We start from the raw sequence: 18,390 nt of genomic DNA, 5'->3' as shown, positions 1-18,390 counted from the left end.
TAGCCGGTGGATTACTTCTTCGCCTTCACCGGACGCGCCCATCCTTCGATCGTCATCTGCTTCGGACGCGAGATGGTCAGTTTGCCCGCCGGCGCATCCTTGGTCAGTGTCGTGCCCGCTCCCAGGGTCGCGCCCTTGCCGACGGTGACCGGCGCCACCAGCTGGCTGTCGCTGCCGATGAAGGCATCGTCCTCGATCACGGTACGGAACTTGTTGGCGCCGTCGTAATTGCAGGTAATCGTGCCGGCGCCGATGTTGACGCGCGATCCGACGGTGGCATCGCCCACGTAGGCCAGGTGGTTGGCCTTGCTGTGCGCGGCGACCTGGCTGTTCTTGATCTCGACAAAGTTACCCACATGGACGTCTTCGCCCAGCTCGGTACCCGGGCGCAGGCGCGCGTAGGGGCCGATCTGCGACTGGTCGCCGACCACGGCATCCTCGATATGGCAGAAGGGCTTGACCTGGGCGCCGGCGCCGATCTTCGCGTTCACCAGCACGCAGTGCGGGCCGACCGTCACGCCGTCCGCCAGTTCCACCCGGCCTTCGAACACGCAGCCAACGTCGATCACGACATCGCGGCCGCAGATGAGTTCGCCGCGCACGTCGATGCGGGCCGGATCCATCAAGGTCACGCCCTTTTCCAGCAGCGCATTGGCGATGTTCAGCTGATGGCGGCGCTCGAGCTCGGCCAGTTGCACCTTGCTGTTGACGCCAGCCACTTCCCACTCGGCCGAAGGCTGGGCCGATACCACGGGCACGTCATCAAGCACGGCCTGGGCCACGATGTCGGTCAGGTAGTATTCTCCCTGGGCATTGTTGTTCGACAGGGCCGCCAGCCACTTCTTGAGGTGGGCGGTGGGAATGCACATGATGCCGCTGTTGATCTCGCGGATCGCGCGTTCGGCTTCGTTCGCATCCTTTTCCTCGACGATGCGCACGATCTGGCCGTTTTCACGCACGATGCGGCCCAGGCCGAAGGGATTGGCCTGTTCCACCGTCAGGATGGCGAGCTTGTCCGTTCCGGCGGCCTCGACCAGGCGGGCGAGCGAGTCGGCGGTGGTCAGCGGCACGTCGCCGTACAGCACCAGGGTCGGCGCGCTGTCGTCCAGCTGCGGCAAGGCCTGCATCACGGCGTGACCGGTGCCCAGTTGCGGCTGCTGCAGGGCGGTATCGATCGCCGTGCCGGTATCGCGTGCCAGTTGCGCGAGCATCTCCGGCACCGCTGCGCCGCCATGCCCGTAAATCACGCATAATTTACTCGGCGATAGGCTCCGGGCGGTATCGATTACGTGCCGCAACAGCGGTTTCCCAGCCAATGGATGCAAGACTTTTGGCAGCGCAGACTGCATGCGCTTGCCCATGCCAGCGGCGAGGATCACAACGTTCATAAGCCGTCCTAAAAAAGTTGAAAATATGAAAAATTTTAACACGCCAGACACCTTCTTCCGGCGCACGCTTGCGCTCTGCCTGCTGGTACTGGCCGTCTTCGTGGCGGGCTGCAGCTCGGTGCGTTTTACCTACAACCAGGGCGATACCCTGCTGTACTGGTGGCTCGATTCGTACGCCGACCTGGAAGGCGAGCAGGCCGATATCGCCAAGCGCGACATCGACAAACTGTTCCAGTGGCACCGCCAGACCCAGCTGCGCGACTATGCGGCGCTGCTCGGCAATATGCAGCGCCAGCTGGCCGGTAATCCGACCCAGGCCGACCTGGTCACTGTATATAAAGAAATCCGCCTGCGTGGCGAACGCCTGGCCGGCCATGCCGTGCCGGAGATGACCACCCTCGCACTCTCCATCAAACCGGATCAGATCGCCGATATCGAGCGCAAGTTCGTCTCGAAGAACCAGGATTATCGCCGCAAGTTCATCGAGGGCAGCACCGAAAAACGCCAGCGCGCCCGTTTCAAGAAGGCCATGAGCCAGCTCGAACTGTGGTTCGGCAATTTCAACAGGGAGCAGGAAGACATCCTGCGCAAGACCCTGGATGCGCGCCCGCTCGACAACGAAGCCTGGCTGGAAGAGCGGGTCTGGCGCCAGCGCCGCATCCTCGCCCTGCTGCGCAAGTTTGAGAAGGAAAAGCCGAACCGCGAACAGGCATCGGCCCAGATCGTGGCCATGCAGCGCGAGCTCTTTGGCCGCATCGACTCGCCCGAGCGCAAGGCCTTCTACGACGCCGGCATCGACCACACGACCAGGTTCATCCTGACCGCGATCCGCATCGCCACCCCGGCGCAAAAGAAACATGCGCACGATCGCATGCAGGGCTGGATCAAGGATTTCCAGGCGCTGGCGGCAGGTAAATAGCGCGGAAAAGGACCCTCCGGCAGCATGCTATAGTGCCGCCCATGCACAAGAAGTCCTCCCAACCCCGTTCCCATGGCGCCCCGCGCCTGGCGCCGCGCCAGGTGCGCATCATCGGTGGCGCCTGGAAGCGCGCCCTGCTGCCAGTCCTCGACGCCGAAGGCCTGCGCCCCACGCCGGACCGCGTGCGTGAAACCGTATTCAACTGGATCCGTCACCAGCTCGGCGGCGATTTTTCCCATGCCAGCTTCCTTGACCTGTTCGCCGGCTCCGGCGCGCTCGGCTTCGAAGCGGCCAGCCGCGGCGCCGCCTCCGTCACCATGGTGGACAGCCACGGCGCCGCGGCGCGCCAGCTGGAAGCCAACCGCGACAAGCTCAAGGCAAGCAAGGTCAAGGTGCTGCGCGCCGATGCGCTGGCCCTGGTCAAGGACATGGCGGCGCGTGGCCAAGGTGTCGACGTGATCTTCCTCGATCCGCCTTACCAGCTGGGCCTGCTCAGCCAGGTCTTGCCGCTGTGCCCGGCCATCCTGAACGAGGACGGCCTGGTCTATGCCGAAACGGGCGAACCCCTGCCGCTCGAGGGCGAAGCGCTGCCGGAATGGCTTGCCGACTGGGAAGCCATCCGCGCCGACAAGGCGGGCATGGTCTATTACTACCTGCTGAAACGGCGCTGAAGCGCGCACCAGCCTCAGCCTGGTGTGAACGACTGCACAAGAATGAGGCAAAAGCCGCCCCTCGCCCGGGCGGCTGCCGGATTTTCAGGCATAATGCGCGTTCTGACAGGGTGATTCTCCAAGGGAGCCGTAATGGTTGTAGCCGTTTATCCAGGTACTTTCGATCCGCTCACGCGCGGGCACGAGGACTTAGTGCGCCGTGCATCGGGCCTGTTCGACCGCCTGGTAGTCGGCGTGGCCGACAGCAAGAACAAGAAACCTTTCTTTTCGCTCGACGAGCGCCTGGAAATCGCCAATGAAGTGCTGGGCCATTATCCGAACGTGCAGGTCGAAAGTTTCTCCGGCCTGCTGAAGGATTTCGTGCGCAAGCACGATGCGCGGGTGATCGTGCGCGGACTGCGCGCGGTATCCGACTTCGAATACGAATTCCAGATGGCGGGCATGAACCGCTACCTGCTGCCGGATGTCGAAACCCTGTTCCTGACGCCCTCCGACCAGTACCAGTTCATCTCCGGCACCATCGTGCGCGAGATCGCGATGCTCGGCGGCGATGTCTCGAAGTTCGTCTTCCCCTCGGTGGACCGCTGGCTGCAGAAAAAGATTGCGGCGATCAAAGCGGCGCCGGCAGCCTGAGCGTCCTGGTGTAGTAAAAACAGCGGCAAGGAACCAGCAATACCATGGCACTGATGATTACCGACGATTGCATCAACTGCGACGTCTGCGAACCCGAATGCCCGAACGACGCCATTTCGATGGGCGCCGAGTTCTACCAGATCGACCCGCACAAGTGCACCGAATGCGTTGGCCATTTCGAAGAACCGACCTGCGCGGTGCTGTGCCCGGTCGCGTGCATTCCGATCAATCCGGACTGGCGCGAAACACGCGAACAGCTGCAGGCGAAATACGAACGCCTGACCGCAGCCAAGGCAGACGCCTGACCCCAAAGCCGACTTTCGAGTCGGCTTTTTCTTTTCCCGGACCGGCTGCGCGCCCCGCCTGTGTGCGCGCACGCGCATAACGCCTGTATCGACAGTGCTATCCTGATTTCATGGATACGCCTGACGACCGCAGGGACGCCGTCCCGTCTGCTTTCCAGGAACACCTTGGTACGGTGGCCGACTTCTATGCGCGGCACAACGAAGACCTGACGCCGGCCCAACGACTCATCGAGAAGCTCAGTCTCTTCCTTGGCAGCCCCGCCTATGTCGTGGGCAACCTGGTGTTTGTCGTGCTCTGGATCGTCTGGAACCTGGCAGCGCCAGCACTGGGCTTCGACCAATGGGACGAGCCGCCTTTCTTCTGGCTGCAGGGCATGATCGGCCTGAATGCCTTCGTGATCTCCACCACCGTGCTGATTCGCCAGAATCGCATGTCTACCCTCGCCAGCCACCATTCCCACCTCGACCTGCAGGTCAACCTGCTGGCCGAGGAGAAAAACAGCAAGATCATCCGCATGCTGGAAGAACTCCGCCGCGACCTGCCCAACGTCCACAACAAGGTCGACCCCGAGGCCGAAGAACTATCGACACCGACCGATACCGAAGCCGTCCTTTCCATCATCGAAGCGTCGGCCGAGCAGTTCAACTGCGAGCGCAAATAGCTTGACTGCGCACGACCCCCGTATGCCCCCGATGGCACGGCCACAGGCCTTCTCGCCTCAACATTAACCAATACTCATCAATACCGATGGATGAAACGTGAATTGTATTGAACCGCGCCTATCTATATACAATATTTGTCCTTCATGACTTCTATTTCCATCAATTGTCATTTTAAACGCGTTGGGGGACGAAGATATCGAAAGCAGACGGCTATACGCCCATCATCTATTTTCTCCTTGCAAGATGATCTTAATTTCATGCATTCCACGCTTTTTGGCTTGCTCAGGAATCTCACCAAGAAGGGCGCCGTGTAATTCTTCGTGAATTTTGTTAAATAAATGTGCCGAGAAAACCCGGGTGACGAAGAGTCACCGCCGGGCAGACCACGAACGGTCGGCGGCAGGGGTACGACGGCGAAAATGGCCGGAATGCGCCGGCGCAGGCGGGGACGGTAAGGGGAGGGACGGGAGACGGACGTAAAAAAACGCGGCGTCCGGATCGGAGGCCGCGTCAAACGGAGAAAGACGAAATCAGGAACGCTTGACCAGGTGCGTCTTCGGCAGGCGTGGGCGCACGGTCAGTACCGCGGCGCGGCCAATACCGACGAGCAGCGGACGGAAAAACATGGCAACGCCGCCCAGCAGCGCGAGGCCGGTGGCGGTACGGAGGACCTGACCGACGGGAACGGCTGCGGCAGCGGCACCGGCGGTCTGGAGAAGCGTCATTGCGGTAGACATGATGTGGATAAATGTTCAGTTGTGCACAATATAGTGCGATGCAACATATAAATCTAATTTTGTTCACTGATGACGCTTATGCATTCTGTGAATACTTGCGGTACACTGGCAGCACTTCCTGTATTGCCATCAATACCTCCTCATGAGCTTCCTGACGCTTGACCTGAACCTGCTGCGCGTGTTCGACGCAGTGATGACCGAGCAAAACCTCACCCGCGCCGCCGGACATCTCGCGATGACCCAGCCGGCGGTCTCGAACGCCATCAAGCGCCTGCGCGAAAGCCTCGGGGACGAACTCCTGATCCGCACCGCCTACGGGGTGAAACCGACGCCGCGCGCCGAGGCGCTGTGGCCGGCGGTGCGCCAGGCCCTGGCCGCGCTGGAAGCGGCCGTGATGCCGGAAACTTTTGATGTTTCCAAGGCCCAGGCGACCTTCCGCATGGCGATGGCGGACGCGACCGCCGCCCTGTGGCTGCCGTCGCTGATGCGTTCGATCGAAAGCGAAGCGCCGGGCGTGAACATCCGCATGGTGCCGCTGACCACGCGCGAGCCGCGCCCGATGCTGCTGCGCGGCGACATCGACCTCGCGGTCGGCTTCTTCCCGGGCGTGGCCGCCCAGCTGTCCTACGAGACCGGGTCGCCGATCCGCCACGAGCGCCTCTACTCGGGCGTCTATGTGTGCGTGATGCGCAAGGACCATCCGCTGGCCAAAGTTAAGCTCGACCTCGACACCTACTGCAAGGCGAACCATTTATTGGTGAGTTTCTCCGGCCGCGCCCACGGCCTGGTCGACGAGGCGCTGGCGCAGCTCGGACGCGAGCGCCGCATCCTGCTGACGGTGAACCAGTTTTTCACTGCAGGACGGGTGGTGGCGAATTCGGACCTGATCACCGTGCTGCCGAAACACCTGATGGTCTCGACCGGCATGACCGACGCCCTGGTCTGGCGCGAACTGCCTTTCCAGCTGCCCGCCGTCCACCTCGACATGCTGTGGCACGAGCGCGACGGGCGCAGCCCGGCGCACCGCTGGCTGCGCAAGAACCTGGAAAGCATGGCGGAAAGCGCCTCGCCCAAGACGGGCGCGCGCAAGGTGGTCTGAAACGCGCTGCCGGTCAGCGGATCGGCAGCTTGGTCGTGTTCTTGACTTCTTCCATCACCGCATAGGTGTGCGTTTCGCGCACGCCTTTTTGCAGCAGCGTCTTGCCAAGGAATTCGCGGTAGGCGGCCATGTCCTTGACGCGCGCCTTGACCAGGTAGTCGAAGCCGCCCGCCACCATATGGCATTCGAGCACTTCGGGAATCATTTGCACGCTCTGTTTGAATGCATCGAAGACCTCGGGAGTGGTACGATCAAGGACCACTTCGATGAACACCAATAGCGACACATCCAGCAATTGCGGATTGAGCTGGGCCGTATAGCCCGTGATGTAGCCGGATTCGTGCAGCTTGCGCACGCGTTCCAGGCAGGCTGCCGGAGACAGGTTGACCCGTGCCGCCAGCTCGACGTTGCTGATGCGCCCGTCGTTCTGGAGTTCGGCCAGAATCTTCTTGCTGATCTTGTCGAGCATGGTCTGTCTCCTGCCATGTAAATATTATTCGGTCAGATTGTCGCACCAAAAACTATCTTTTGCTAGTCTGTCTTAAAAACAGAATTAATCCAGAAGATTTCCTTCTACAATCGAATCATTCTATTGTGAACGCAGCGCGCCGTCCGCCTACCCAGCGGCACGGCGTTTTTGCTGCGTGACGCACGGTTTCCGATTTCCCTTCTAGAAGAGTCATTATGCAGATTGCCGCTTCCCCGGCTTCCAGTTCGACGGCTGCCGCCACGGCCTCCTTCCTCCCCTTCGACGCGCTCCAGCGCGAAGTCAAGCACGACCAGACCCCGCTGCGCGACGCCATCACCCAGGCCTACCGCCGCGACGAGCGCGAAGCCGTGCAGTGGCTGCTCGCGCAAGGCGCCAGCGCCAACGGCGACGCCTACATGCTGGCCCACCGCCTGGTCTCGAGCGTGCGCGAAAAGCGCACCCGCTCCTCGGGCGTGGATGCGCTGATGCACGAATTCTCGCTGTCCTCGGACGAAGGCGTGGCCCTGATGTGCCTGGCCGAAGCGCTGCTGCGCATCCCCGACAGCGCCACCGCCGACCGGCTGATCGCCGACAAGATCAGCCGCGGCGACTGGAAGAAGCACCTGGGCGAATCGCCTTCGCTGTTCGTCAATGCCGCCACCTGGGGCCTGCTCATCACCGGCAAGCTGGTGTCGACCAATAGCGAAAAGAACCTGGGCTCGGCGCTCACCCGCCTGATCGCCAAGGGCGGCGAACCGCTGATCCGCAAGGGCGTGGACATGGCCATGCGCATGCTCGGCAACCAGTTCGTCACCGGCCAGACCATCGAGGAAGCGCTGCGCAACAGCCGCGACAACGAAACCCGCGGCTACCGCTATTCCTACGACATGCTGGGAGAAGCGGCGCTGACCGAGCAGGATGCGAAGAACTACTACGCTTCCTACGAAGCGGCGATCCATGCGATCGGCAAGGCCTCGAACGGCCGCGGGATCAAGGACGGCCCGGGCATCTCGATCAAGCTGTCGGCCCTGCACCCGCGCTACAGCCGCGCGCAGTATGCGCGCGTGATGGGCGAGCTACTGCCGCGCGTACGCAGCCTGGTCCTGCTGGCCAAGGGATACAACATCGGCATCAACATCGACGCCGAGGAAGCCGACCGCCTCGAGATCTCGCTCGACATGCTGGAGTCGCTGGCTTTCGACCCCGAGCTGGCCGGCTTCGAGGGCATCGGCCTGGTGGTGCAGGCCTACCAGAAACGCTGCCCCTTCGTGATCGACTTCGTGGTCGACCTGGCCAAGAGGAGCGGCCGCAAGTTCATGGTGCGCCTGGTGAAGGGCGCCTACTGGGACGCCGAGATCAAGCGCGCCCAGGTCGATGGCATGCCGGGCTATCCGGTCTACACCCGCAAGGTGTACACCGACGTGTCCTATCTCACCTGCGCACGCAAGCTCCTCGCTGCCTCCGACATCATCTACCCGCAGTTCGCCACCCACAACGCGCATTCGCTGTCGGTGATCTACACCTGGGCCAAGGCCGACGGCATCACCAACTACGAGTTCCAGTGCCTGCACGGCATGGGCGAAACCCTGTACGACCAGGTCGTCGGCGCGGACAAGCTGGGCAAGGCCTGCCGCATCTATGCGCCGGTCGGCTCGCACGAAACCCTGCTGGCCTACCTCGTGCGCCGCCTGCTGGAAAACGGCGCCAATTCTTCGTTCGTGAACCAGATCGTGGACGAGAACGTGGCCATCGACACCCTGCTGGCCGATCCGTTCGACGCGGCGCGCGCCGCCGGCGCCGAGCCGCATCCGGCGATCGCGCTGCCGCTGCAGCTGTACGGCGACGAGCGCAGGAACTCGGCCGGCCTGGACCTGGTCAACGAACACTTGCTGGCCACGCTCGCAGACGGCCTGGCCCGGCAGCGCCAGCACGGCGCCACGCCGCTGGTCGCCGGTCCGGTCGAATCGAGCGGCACGGCGAAGATCGTCAACCCGGCCGTGTCGAGCGACATCGTCGGCACGGTGCAGGAAGCCACGCGCGCCGATGTCGAGACCGCACTGGCGGCCGCCAGCGCCTTCGCCGGCGAATGGCAGGCCACGCCGGTCGAGGCGCGCGCCGCCATCCTGGAACGCACGGCCGACCTGTTCGAGCAGCACGGCACCGAGCTGATGGCCCTGGCCGTGCGCGAAGCCGGCAAGTCGCTGCCGAACGCGATCGCCGAACTGCGCGAAGCGGTGGACTTCCTGCGCTATTACGCGGTGCAGGCGCGTGCGGAAAGCGGCACCCCGAGCGGGCTTGGCCCGATCACCTGCATCAGCCCGTGGAACTTCCCGCTGGCGATCTTCACCGGCCAGGTGGCCGCCGCCCTGGTGGCCGGCAACGTGGTGCTGGCCAAGCCGGCCGAGCAGACGCCCCTGATCGCGCACCGCGCGGTCGAGCTCTTCCTGGAGGCCGGCTGCCCGCGCGCCGCGCTGCAGCTGCTGCCGGGCCGTGGCGAAGTGGTGGGTGCCGCGCTGACCGCGGATGCGCGCGTCAAGGGCGTGATCTTCACCGGCTCCACCGAAGTGGCGCAGCTGATCAACCGCACCTTGGCCGCGCGTGCCGAAAAAGAAGGCGTCGACATCCCGCTGGTGGCGGAAACCGGCGGCCAGAACGCCCTCATCGTCGATTCCTCGGCGCTGCCGGAGCAGGTGGTGCAGGACGTGCTGTCCTCGGCCTTCGATTCCGCCGGCCAGCGCTGCTCGGCGCTGCGCGTGCTGTTCCTGCAGGAAGACATCGCCGACAAGACCATCACCATGCTCAAGGGCGCGATGCAGGAACTGCGCGTGGGCGCGCCGGACCGACTAGCCACCGACATCGGCCCGGTGATCGACGCGGAAGCCCAGCGCAACCTGCTGGCCCACATCGAGCGCACCCGCGCCACCGCGCGCAGCCACTTCGCGCTCGCGCTGCCCGACAGCGTCGCCAGCGCCGGCACCTTCGTGCCGCCGACCGTGCTGGAAATCGGCTCGCTGGCGGAACTCAAGCACGAGGTGTTCGGTCCGGTGCTGCACATCGTGCGCTACCGCCGCGCCGACCTGGCCAAGGTGGTCGACAGCATCAACGCCACCGGCTACGGCCTGACCCTGGGCGTGCATTCGCGGATCGACGAGACCATCGACTTCATCGTGGCGCGCGCCCACGTGGGCAACATCTACGTGAATCGCAACATCGTCGGCGCGGTCGTGGGCGTGCAGCCCTTCGGCGGCGAAGGCAAGTCCGGCACCGGCCCGAAGGCGGGCGGTCCGCTCTACCTGAAACGCCTGCAGCGCAACGCGGTGCCGCTGATGGAGCACAGCCGCGTGTTCGACGCCGGCCTCGACGCCCTGCTCGGCTGGCTGCGCACGCAGGGCCAGGATGCGCTGGCCAGCCTGGCGCAAGGCTATGGTCGCACGGCCCTGAACGGCGTCGAGATGGTGCTGCCCGGTCCGACCGGCGAGCGCAACACGCTGGCCTTCACGCCGCGCGGCACCGTGCTGTGCGCGCCGCACAGCGCCGCCGGCCTGCTGAACCAGCTGGCGGCGGCCCTCGCGGCCGGCAACCGCGCGCTGGTGCTGGCGGCGCCGGAGCTGATCCCGGCGAACCTGCCGGCGCTGGTGAAGGAGCGTGTGCGCTTCATCGGCAGCGACGAGATCGATGCCAGCGAGTTCCAGATCGCGCTGCTGGAAGCGGGCGTGGATGCAGCGCTGCGTGCCCGGCTGGCGGCGCGCACCGGCGCCATCGTCGGCATCGTCGATACCACGGCAGGAGAGCCGGTCGCGCTGTGGCGGCTGGTGGCGGAACGGGCCCTCTGCGTCAACACGACGGCGGCGGGCGGCAACGCAAGCCTCATGACGCTGGGGGTGTAATCATCAGGGGAGCCGCGAGCTCCCCTTTTTTTCGGGCATGAAAGACGCAAGAGGAGTACCGTAGGACCGTCGTTGGAGACATTTTAAAAAGACTCGGAGGCAGACATGCTGGTTGGCGTACCAAAAGAGATCAAGAATCACGAATACCGTGTCGGACTCACCCCAGCCTCGGTGCGCGAGCTCACCGCGCGCGGAGTGGAGGTCATCGTGCAGCAGGGGGCGGGAGAACAGATCGGGCTGTCGGACGGGCAGTACGTAGCAGCCGGCGCCGCCATCGTGGCCACGGCGCAGGAAGTCTTTGCGCGCGCCGACATGATCGTGAAGGTCAAGGAACCGCAGCCGGCCGAATGCGCCATGCTGCGCGAAGGGCAGCTGCTGTACACCTACCTGCACCTGGCGCCGGATCCGGAACAGACGGCCGCGCTGGTGAAATCCGGCGCGGTCTGCATCGCCTACGAGACCATCACCGGCCCGGGCGGCGGGCTGCCGCTGCTGGCGCCAATGAGCGAAGTGGCGGGACGCATGGCGATCCAGGCAGGCGCCGCCCACCTGGAAAAATCCAAGGGCGGCATGGGCCTGCTGCTGGGCGGGGTGCCGGGCGTGGCCGCGGGCCACGTGGTGATCATCGGCGCCGGCGTGGTGGGCAGCAATGCGCTGCAGATGGCGGTGGGCGCCGGGGCGCGCGTCACGGTGCTCGACAAGAACATCGATCGCCTGCGCCAGCTCGACCTCGTGTTCGGCAACCGCATCGCCACCCAGTACTCGAACGCCCAGGCGATCGAGGAAGCGGTGGTCTCGAGCGACCTGGTGATTGGCGGCGTGCTGGTGCCGGGCGCCGCGGCGCCGAAGCTGGTCACCCGCGACATGATCGCGCGCATGAAGAAGGGCGCGGTGGTGGTCGACGTGGCGATCGATCAGGGTGGATGCTTCGAGACCTCGCACGCCACCACCCACGCCGATCCGACCTTCGTGGTCGATGGCGTCATTCACTACTGCGTGGCCAACATGCCGGGGGCGGTCGCCCGCACCTCCACTTTCGCGTTGAACAACGCCACCATCGGGCATGCGGTGGCGCTGGCGACCAAGGGCTGGCGGCGCGCGCTGGCCGACGACCCCCACCTGCGCAACGGCCTGAACGTCTGCCTGGGCAAGCTCACCCACGAGGCAGTGGCCAGGGACCTGCACTACGACTACGTGCCGGCCGAATCCCTGCTCGGCTAGCCTGGACTAGCCTGCCTGCGCCAGATCGCGGCACAGGCGCCGGGTGGTGTGAAAAGCATATTGCGCGGCCACCGATTTCACGAAGCGCATGAAATCGGTGGCCGCGTCTTCATTCGCATTGTCCGACACGGTACGGATCACGGCGCAGGGGACATCCAGCTCGTAGCACACCTGGGCCACCGCGGCACCTTCCATTTCGACGGCCACCAGGCCGGGAAGGGCCGCGTTGAGCATATTCAGGCGCAGCGGGTCGGCCATGAACTGGTCGCCGCTTGCCACCACGCCGCGGTGCACGCGTGGCTGCGCCAGGCGAAATTCCCTGCGCTCTCCCTCGCTGATCGCTGTCTCCAGGTCTTGTTCCAGGAAATCATGGGCGGCACGCGACAGGCGCAGCGACAGCTGCTGGTCGGGCAGGAAGTGCGTTAGCCCGGTGAGCGGCACCTCGAAACGTGGAAACAGTGGACTGGCATCCATGTCGTGCTGGACCAGGGCCTCGGCCACCACGATATCGCCGACCTGGACCGTTTTATCACCCGCACCAGCCACGCCGGTAAACAGGATGTGGGTAACTCCGAACTTTTCCACAAGCGTGGTGGCCGTCATGGCTGCCGCAACCTTCCCAATTCGCGATAAAACGCACACAGCGTCGATTTCCCACAGCTTTCCGGCCCAGTACTCACGTTTGCCATGGATGAGCTTGGCGGGCCCTCTCATGGCTTCCACGAGCCCCAGCTGTTCTTCGTACAAGGCGCTGATGATCCCCAGTCGCATGTTTTCCCTGTTTTTCTTGTGTTTATCTCATCAAGGCTGCGTGTGGAATCGGACCACGCGGCTGCCTGGACTGCTTCTTGCGCTTCGCGCGACAAGCCAGCGACCCGCTCCCAGCCGGCTTGTTCGGCATGTATACACGGGTTTGATCGAGCTCATGAGGCTGGAAACTCCCATGCATGGGTGTTCATTTTGCTTGTCTTAAGCGGGTGAAGCCAGCAAAACCCCGGTTTTTCGCTTTTTCCTGGTTTTTTCCGCCTTTTCCGCGGCGCTGTGCTTCAGCGTATTAGTTAACTAAAGTTTGTATACAAACTGGTAGTAGATAGTAAACGCGGCTTTTTCTGTTGATAACTCGCGTTTACTCCACAGCATCAAGGACTTGCAGGGGCGTTTACTGGCTGAACAAAGCCTGTGTGGAATTTGGACGAAACTTGGACAGATTTTTGAAAGGGTGAACATTGCTGTGTTCTGCACATCTGATCCTGTGGATACCCATCGACTTGTCCACAGTTGTTTCGGCAAAAACGGGATGACAAGCGATTCTGCAGGCGATGTGACAGCGAAATGTCCATGACAGCCGCACTGACTGCCTTATCGGCCTTGTTGTCAACGCGAGCATGTCCAGGGCCGGCAGGCTTGCAGGCCGGGCAGCTTGCGGCTGGAGACGCGTTACCGGTTTTGTTGTTGTAGTAAACAAGTTTGTATACAAACTGGTAGTAATAGTAAACGCGCGCCATGCTGTGGATAACAAGACTTTTCTCCACATGCTCAATGGTTTACGGTCGCGTCAAGCAACTGGACAAGGCTTGTGTTCGAACTGGACGAAACGTGAACAGAATCCTGCTGGCAGCTTGGTCAGGCTGTTCTACACATTCGATCCTGTGGATATCCCAGCAGTTTTCCACAGTGGAAGGATGTGAAGCGAGCTGTTTTGCAGGCCGGCACGCGCAGCAATGCAGAAACCCGCTTGCAGGAAGCGCTGTGGCCAGGACCGCAGCTAGCGAGAATGTTCTGTGGGACTTTGTTGCCTGGATAAGTCCATTGACGGCAGGCGCAAAAATAATTGAAAATTTTTTCCGAGGTTTACAAGCAAAGTCTGTATACAAGAATAGTAGTAGTGGTTAACGACTGCCCCAGCTTGTGGACAAGGTGATGAAGTTCCAATAAATCATTCACTTAGCTGATGCATAAGGCAGTGCATCACTGGCGCATGAAGGCAGCCCGTAAACTGGACAAGATGTTGAAGGCGCCAAAACACCACGGTTCTGCACAAAACACACCTGTGGATATCAAGAGGCTTATCCACAGATGGCCTCTGGACTTCCGTCCACGTTCTGGTAAGCTCTGTTTCAACGAATGGGACACGGAGGCCGGATGGATCTCGACGCGCTGTTTCGACACGTCATGCCGGGTGGGCCAGCCCGTGGGGAGCTTGCTGTGACGCGAGAACACTAGCCTTGGAATCGGCCGGCGAGTACGACTACCTGATCGTCGGCGGCGGCACTTCCGGCTGCGTGCTGGCGAACCGGTTGACGCGTGATCCGAACGTGGAGGTGCTGCTGGTGGAGGCGGGCGGCCGTGACGATTACCTGTGGATCCACATCCCGGTCGGCTACCTGCATTGCATCGGAAATCCGCGCACCGATTGGCTATACCGTACGGAAGCCGATCCCGGCCTGCATGGACGGGCCCTGATCTACCCACGCGGCAAGGTACTGGGTGGCAGTTCGTCGATCAACGGCATGATCTACATGCGTGGCCAGCCTGGCGATTACGACCGCTGGGCAGAGCTGACAGGCGACGATTCCTGGCGCTGGGATGCGGTACTGCCCCTGTTCAGGCGCAGCGAAGACCACTACCTCGGGGCGAGCGCACTGCACGGTGCAGGCGGCGAGTGGCGCGTGGAAAAGCAGCGCCTGTCCTGGAAAATCCTGGATGCTTTCCGCGACGCGGCGTTCCAGACGGGCATCCCGAAGATCGATGATTTGAACGCCGGCCTTGGTGAAGGCTCCGCTTATTTCGAAGTCAACCAGCGGCGCGGCATCCGCCTGAACACGGCGAAAGCCTTCCTGAAACCGGCAGCGGCACGGCCCAACCTGACCATCATGACCGGCTGCCACGTCGAGCGCCTGCTGGTCGAGGAGACGGCGCGGGGCAAGGTCTGCACCGGCATCCGCTTTACCGGCGGCGCCCAAGCCTTTACGGCGACCGCGCGGCGTGAAACCCTGCTGGCGGCGGGGGCCGTGGGTTCGCCCCAGATCCTGCAGCTGTCCGGCATTGGCGCGCCGGAGCTGCTTCGGGGCCATGGCATCACGCCGGTGATGGACCTGCCTGGCGTCGGCGCCAACCTGCAGGACCACCTGCAGCTGCGCACGGTTTTCAAGATCCAGGGTGCGGCCACACTGAACACGCGCGCCACCAACTGGTTCGGCAAGGCCCTGATCGGGCTCGAGTATGCGCTGTTCCAGAGCGGTCCGATGTCGATGGCGCCCTCGCAACTGGGCATGTTCGCCAAGTCTGCGCCCGACCTGGCGGCGCCGAACCTGCAATACCACGTCCAGCCCCTGTCGTTGGACAGCTTCGGCCAGCCGCTGCACCGCTTTCCAGCCTTTACGGCCAGCGTGTGCAATCTGCAACCGACCTCCCGCGGGGAAGTGCGCATCGCCTCCGGCGACAGCGGAGCGCCGCCCAGGATCACGCCGAACTACCTGAGTACCGAAGCCGACCGCAAGACGGCCGCCGCCGCGCTGGCGCTCACGCGCCGCATCGTCGCGGCGCCGGCACTGGCGAAGTACCGTCCCGAAGAGTTCATGCCGGGCACGCAATACCAGGACCAGGACGAACTCGCGCATGCGGCAGGCCTGGTCGGCACCACGATTTTCCATCCGGTCGGGACTTGCCGCATGGGCCGGGAAAGCGATCCAATGGCGGTCGTCGACAGCCGCCTGCGGGTGCGCGGCATTGCAAAGCTGCGCGTGGTCGATGCCGCGATCATGCCTTTTATTACTTCCGGAAACACGAACGCGCCGACCATCATGATCGCGGAGAAGGCGGCGCAAGACATCCTTGCGCAGCAGGGAGTCTGATTTTCGCCCGATGAGCGCCCGGCGTGAAGCTTCAGCCAGGCCGCCTTGCCGTCTTGCCTGTCAGGACAAAGGCGCCCGCGAGCAGGACAAGCAACGCGAACAAGGCCATCAGGATATCGGGTACGCCCAATGCCGTCGGAAGGATCAATGCCTTTTCCGGACTGAGCGGATCGTAGCGGATCCAGATTGTTGTCCCCAGCGTGAATCGCGCCGACATGGCATCGGCATGCTGCCTGTCACGGAAGCAGGCAGCACCGGCATCCAGCGAAAATCTGCTGGAAGTAAACACCTTGTGACTGGCGATATACCGGTAACGCAACTGGACACACCAGGCGCCTGACTTGACGTGCTTGTCCAGGGTGGTCGCGAGCACGTCCGCATAGGTACCCGGTCACGAAGGCGAGCGCAATTTGTCGAGGCAGCCAATGACGGGATGTGTGCGGCGTGTGAACAAGGAGCTTCGAACTGGCAAGGACTGACGTTCTTGTGGATCAGGGCCGGGTATTCTACTGCTCAGTAGAGCAGGGCTCCCTGGTTCTGGCGGCAAGCTTCGGCAGTGCGAAAACAGAGCTGGGCCCGATGCGCTGTGTTCCCCGGCTCGACCGTGGTATGGTAGGGAAACTCGATGCCTTGCTCGAGCGTGGCCGCTGGCGCCGCGACAGGTCGGGCGGCGCACGGTATCGCATACGGAGCGGACATGAAACTGGAATCCCATTACATCGACGTACACGGTTTGCGCCAGCATGTCGTCTGCGCGGGCAGCGGTCCAGCGGTGATCCTGATGCATGGCTTTCCCGACACCCACGCCATCTGGCGCCACCAGATTCCGGCGCTGGCCGCGCAGGGGTTCCGGGTCATTGCCCCGGACATGCGCGGCTACGGCAAGACCGATGCCCCGCCCGCGATCGCCGCTTATGCCATCGAGTTCCTGTGTGCCGACATCCTGGGCCTGATGGACAAACTCGGTCTGGAGAAGGCCGCGCTGGTTGGCCACGACTGGGGTGGCCTGGTCGGCTGGCAGCTGTGCATGGATGCGCCGCAGCGCTTCGAACGGTTCGTCGCGCTGTCCACCGGACACCCGGCGGCGATCGCCAATGCCGGCCTCACCCAGCAGATGCGGTTCTGGTACATCCTGGGTTTCTTGATGCCGGTGGTGGCCGAGCATGCGATCCGTGCCAACGACTGGTTCTTCCTGCGCCAGATGACGCGCCGTCCGGATCAGCTTGCGCTGTGGCGCGAGGCGCTCGAGCCGGAGGGGCGCCTGACGGCGGCGCTGAACTACTACCGTGCCAACATCAAGCTGGGCCGGCCGCATCACTGGCGCCCGGTCGAGGTACCGGTGATGGGCGTGTGGAGCGACCGCGACCCGGCGCTGGGCGAGAAGCAGATGCTCGATTCGGTCCATCACTGCCGCGCTGGTTTCCGTTACGAGCGGCTCAGCGGAGCAGGGCACTGGATGCAGTTGTCGGCGACCGAGCCCCTCAATGCCCTGCTGCTGGACTTCTTGCGTCCAGCATGAGCTTGCAGCACTGTGCTGCGGCGCAACAATATGCCTGCTGGCCGGTTTGCAGCGTTGATGCCTGAAGGAAGCGGCTGCCGTACAATGCGGCCTCCGCATTCCTTCCTTCTGTTCCATGATTGATTTTGCTTGGCTCGGCGTTGCTGCCTTTACCGCCGGCCTGGTCGATGCCGTCGTCGGCGGCGGTGGCCTGATCCAGATCCCGGCGATTTTTTCCGTGCTTCCAAAAGAAGTTCCGGCCACCCTGCTGGGGACCAACAAGTTTGCGAGTATCTTCGGCACCAGCGCTGCTGCCGTGAACTACGCGCGCCGGGTGAGGGTGGCGTGGAGTACCGCGGCACCGGCGGCGCTGGCCGCCTTCGCCCTCTCCTTTGCCGGAGCCTGGACCGTGACGCGGGTCCCGGCCGATTTCGTACGTACGCTGCTGCCGGTCATCCTGGTTGCCGTCGCCGTGTACACCTTCAGGAAAAAAGACCTCGGCGCTATCCACGCGCCGGTGCATAGCGGACTCGCCGAGCGCTACTGGGCCATCGGCATTGGCGCCGCGATCGGTTTCTATGACGGCTTTTTTGGGCCCGGCACCGGCAGCTTCCTGATCTTCCTGTTCGTGCGCTTTTTCGGCTTCGATTTCCTGAGCGCGTCGGCGGCGGCGAAGATTGTCAATGTTGCCTGCAACTTTTCGGCCTTGCTCTGGTTCGGTTACAGCGGGCACCTGTTGTGGCAACTGGGTTTGATGATGGCCTGCTGCCAGGTTGCCGGTTCGCTGATCGGCACCCGCCTGGCGTTGAAGCACGGCAGCGGTTTCGTGCGCAAGCTGTTTCTGATGGTCGTATCCGGCTTGATCCTGAAAACTGCCTACGATGCCTTTAGCAAGATTGGCTGGTGATTGTTCCACGTGAAACAGACAAGCCGGGCACGCCCGGCTTTTTTGTTTTGTTCCACGTGAAACAAAATCTGTCGTTTTCAGGCCGCCAAAAACTTCCACAAGAAAAAAGAATCTATAATCGCGCATTAGTCTCCTCGCC

Annotated in this window: 16 protein-coding genes; 11 read left to right on the top strand and 5 right to left on the bottom strand. The window is 63.1% G+C overall.

Going from position 1 to position 18,390, the window contains the following annotated elements; translation table 11 throughout:
- Window positions 1-11 precede the first annotated feature (11 nt).
- Entirely contained in the window at window positions 12-1,388 is a 1,377-nt protein-coding gene (gene glmU, locus LCI23_RS13740; RefSeq protein ID WP_224947013.1) for a bifunctional UDP-N-acetylglucosamine diphosphorylase/glucosamine-1-phosphate N-acetyltransferase GlmU, read from the bottom strand.
- A 25-nt stretch (window positions 1,389-1,413) separates the two neighbouring features.
- Between glmU and LCI23_RS13735 the strand changes: the two genes are divergently transcribed.
- The 5 genes from LCI23_RS13735 to LCI23_RS13715 all read left to right on the top strand — a co-directional run bounded on the left by LCI23_RS13735 (window position 1,414) and on the right by LCI23_RS13715 (window position 4,578).
- Window positions 1,414-2,307, top strand: coding sequence for a DUF6279 family lipoprotein (locus tag LCI23_RS13735; protein WP_224947012.1), 894 nt, complete (start codon window positions 1,414-1,416; stop codon window positions 2,305-2,307).
- Between the two features lie 41 nt (window positions 2,308-2,348).
- Window positions 2,349-2,978, top strand: coding sequence for a 16S rRNA (guanine(966)-N(2))-methyltransferase RsmD (gene rsmD / locus LCI23_RS13730; RefSeq protein ID WP_224947011.1), 630 nt, complete (start codon window positions 2,349-2,351; stop codon window positions 2,976-2,978).
- Between the two features lie 132 nt (window positions 2,979-3,110).
- A complete protein-coding gene (gene coaD, locus LCI23_RS13725; RefSeq protein WP_171087220.1) occupies window positions 3,111-3,611 on the top strand; it encodes a pantetheine-phosphate adenylyltransferase in 501 nt (166 codons plus the stop codon).
- A 44-nt stretch (window positions 3,612-3,655) separates the two neighbouring features.
- On the top strand, window positions 3,656-3,916 hold the full coding sequence (locus LCI23_RS13720) for a YfhL family 4Fe-4S dicluster ferredoxin (RefSeq protein ID WP_224947010.1): 261 nt from the start codon (window positions 3,656-3,658) through the stop codon (window positions 3,914-3,916).
- Window positions 3,917-4,026: 110 nt separating this feature from the next.
- Window positions 4,027-4,578: a DUF1003 domain-containing protein gene (locus LCI23_RS13715; RefSeq protein WP_224947009.1), complete on the top strand. Its 552-nt coding sequence runs from the start codon at window positions 4,027-4,029 to the stop codon at window positions 4,576-4,578.
- A gap of 531 nt (window positions 4,579-5,109) precedes the next feature.
- On the opposite strand, the gene LCI23_RS13710 is transcribed toward LCI23_RS13715, so the two are convergent.
- Window positions 5,110-5,304 carry a hypothetical protein gene (locus LCI23_RS13710; RefSeq protein WP_224947008.1) on the bottom strand — a complete coding sequence of 65 codons (195 nt, stop codon included), beginning with the start codon at window positions 5,302-5,304 and terminating at the stop codon, window positions 5,110-5,112.
- Between the two features lie 154 nt (window positions 5,305-5,458).
- Here LCI23_RS13710 and LCI23_RS13705 point away from each other — a divergent pair, with 154 nt between their 5' ends.
- The gene (locus LCI23_RS13705) at window positions 5,459-6,415 is read left to right on the top strand and encodes a LysR family transcriptional regulator (protein ID WP_224947007.1); all 957 of its coding nucleotides are present in this window, start codon (window positions 5,459-5,461) and stop codon (window positions 6,413-6,415) included.
- A 13-nt stretch (window positions 6,416-6,428) separates the two neighbouring features.
- Here LCI23_RS13705 and LCI23_RS13700 read toward each other — a convergent pair whose 3' ends face one another.
- On the bottom strand, window positions 6,429-6,884 hold the full coding sequence (locus LCI23_RS13700; RefSeq protein WP_224947006.1) for an Lrp/AsnC ligand binding domain-containing protein: 456 nt from the start codon (window positions 6,882-6,884) through the stop codon (window positions 6,429-6,431).
- A gap of 215 nt (window positions 6,885-7,099) precedes the next feature.
- On the opposite strand from LCI23_RS13700, the gene putA reads away from it, so the two are divergent.
- Window positions 7,100-10,771: a trifunctional transcriptional regulator/proline dehydrogenase/L-glutamate gamma-semialdehyde dehydrogenase gene (gene putA, locus LCI23_RS13695; RefSeq protein ID WP_224947005.1), complete on the top strand. Its 3,672-nt coding sequence runs from the start codon at window positions 7,100-7,102 to the stop codon at window positions 10,769-10,771.
- Between the two features lie 105 nt (window positions 10,772-10,876).
- Window positions 10,877-11,992, top strand: coding sequence for an alanine dehydrogenase (ald, locus tag LCI23_RS13690; protein ID WP_224947004.1), 1,116 nt, complete (start codon window positions 10,877-10,879; stop codon window positions 11,990-11,992).
- A 6-nt stretch (window positions 11,993-11,998) separates the two neighbouring features.
- Here the strand turns inward: ald and LCI23_RS13685 are convergent, their stop codons facing one another.
- A complete protein-coding gene (locus LCI23_RS13685; RefSeq protein ID WP_224947003.1) occupies window positions 11,999-12,763 on the bottom strand; it encodes a 5'-methylthioadenosine/adenosylhomocysteine nucleosidase in 765 nt (254 codons plus the stop codon).
- Window positions 12,764-14,217: 1,454 nt separating this feature from the next.
- On the opposite strand from LCI23_RS13685, the gene LCI23_RS13680 reads away from it, so the two are divergent.
- On the top strand, window positions 14,218-15,846 hold the full coding sequence (locus LCI23_RS13680) for a GMC family oxidoreductase (RefSeq protein WP_224947002.1): 1,629 nt from the start codon (window positions 14,218-14,220) through the stop codon (window positions 15,844-15,846).
- 31 nt (window positions 15,847-15,877) lie between these two features.
- Here the strand turns inward: LCI23_RS13680 and LCI23_RS13675 are convergent, their stop codons facing one another.
- Entirely contained in the window at window positions 15,878-16,219 is a 342-nt protein-coding gene (locus LCI23_RS13675) for a DUF3592 domain-containing protein (protein WP_224947001.1), read from the bottom strand.
- Between the two features lie 324 nt (window positions 16,220-16,543).
- Here LCI23_RS13675 and LCI23_RS13670 point away from each other — a divergent pair, with 324 nt between their 5' ends.
- Together LCI23_RS13670 and LCI23_RS13665 are read left to right on the top strand one after the other, a co-directional pair.
- Window positions 16,544-17,365 (top strand): alpha/beta fold hydrolase, encoded by an 822-nt coding sequence (locus LCI23_RS13670; protein WP_224947000.1) that lies wholly within the window; start codon window positions 16,544-16,546, stop codon window positions 17,363-17,365.
- Window positions 17,366-17,480: 115 nt separating this feature from the next.
- Complete coding sequence (locus LCI23_RS13665; protein ID WP_224946999.1) at window positions 17,481-18,251, top strand: TSUP family transporter; 771 nt, start codon at window positions 17,481-17,483, stop codon at window positions 18,249-18,251.
- Window positions 18,252-18,390 lie beyond the last annotated feature (139 nt).

It is taken from the genome of Massilia sp. MS-15 (assembly GCF_020176695.1).
GTDB classification, from domain to species: domain Bacteria; phylum Pseudomonadota; class Gammaproteobacteria; order Burkholderiales; family Burkholderiaceae_D; genus Telluria; species Telluria hydrophila.
The sequence above is the reverse complement of the archived record's forward strand: the minus strand, read 5'-3'. Positions and strand labels throughout refer to the sequence as shown.

What these genes read in the sequence shown, in the direction of transcription:
- LCI23_RS13735 (WP_224947012.1), top strand. Translation starts at nt 1,414, where the DNA reads ATGAAAAATTTTAACACGCCAGACACCTTCTTCCGGCGCACGCTTGCG.
- LCI23_RS13715 (WP_224947009.1), top strand. Translation starts at nt 4,027, where the DNA reads ATGGATACGCCTGACGACCGCAGGGACGCCGTCCCGTCTGCTTTCCAG.
- LCI23_RS13710 (WP_224947008.1), bottom strand. Translation starts at nt 5,304, where the DNA reads ATGACGCTTCTCCAGACCGCCGGTGCCGCTGCCGCAGCCGTTCCCGTC.
- glmU (WP_224947013.1), bottom strand. Translation starts at nt 1,388, where the DNA reads ATGAACGTTGTGATCCTCGCCGCTGGCATGGGCAAGCGCATGCAGTCT.
- LCI23_RS13670 (WP_224947000.1), top strand. Translation starts at nt 16,544, where the DNA reads ATGAAACTGGAATCCCATTACATCGACGTACACGGTTTGCGCCAGCAT.
- LCI23_RS13685 (WP_224947003.1), bottom strand. Translation starts at nt 12,763, where the DNA reads ATGCGACTGGGGATCATCAGCGCCTTGTACGAAGAACAGCTGGGGCTC.
- LCI23_RS13700 (WP_224947006.1), bottom strand. Translation starts at nt 6,884, where the DNA reads ATGCTCGACAAGATCAGCAAGAAGATTCTGGCCGAACTCCAGAACGAC.
- coaD (WP_171087220.1), top strand. Translation starts at nt 3,111, where the DNA reads ATGGTTGTAGCCGTTTATCCAGGTACTTTCGATCCGCTCACGCGCGGG.
- LCI23_RS13720 (WP_224947010.1), top strand. Translation starts at nt 3,656, where the DNA reads ATGGCACTGATGATTACCGACGATTGCATCAACTGCGACGTCTGCGAA.
- rsmD (WP_224947011.1), top strand. Translation starts at nt 2,349, where the DNA reads ATGCACAAGAAGTCCTCCCAACCCCGTTCCCATGGCGCCCCGCGCCTG.
- LCI23_RS13665 (WP_224946999.1), top strand. Translation starts at nt 17,481, where the DNA reads ATGATTGATTTTGCTTGGCTCGGCGTTGCTGCCTTTACCGCCGGCCTG.
- ald (WP_224947004.1), top strand. Translation starts at nt 10,877, where the DNA reads ATGCTGGTTGGCGTACCAAAAGAGATCAAGAATCACGAATACCGTGTC.
- putA (WP_224947005.1), top strand. Translation starts at nt 7,100, where the DNA reads ATGCAGATTGCCGCTTCCCCGGCTTCCAGTTCGACGGCTGCCGCCACG.
- LCI23_RS13705 (WP_224947007.1), top strand. Translation starts at nt 5,459, where the DNA reads ATGAGCTTCCTGACGCTTGACCTGAACCTGCTGCGCGTGTTCGACGCA.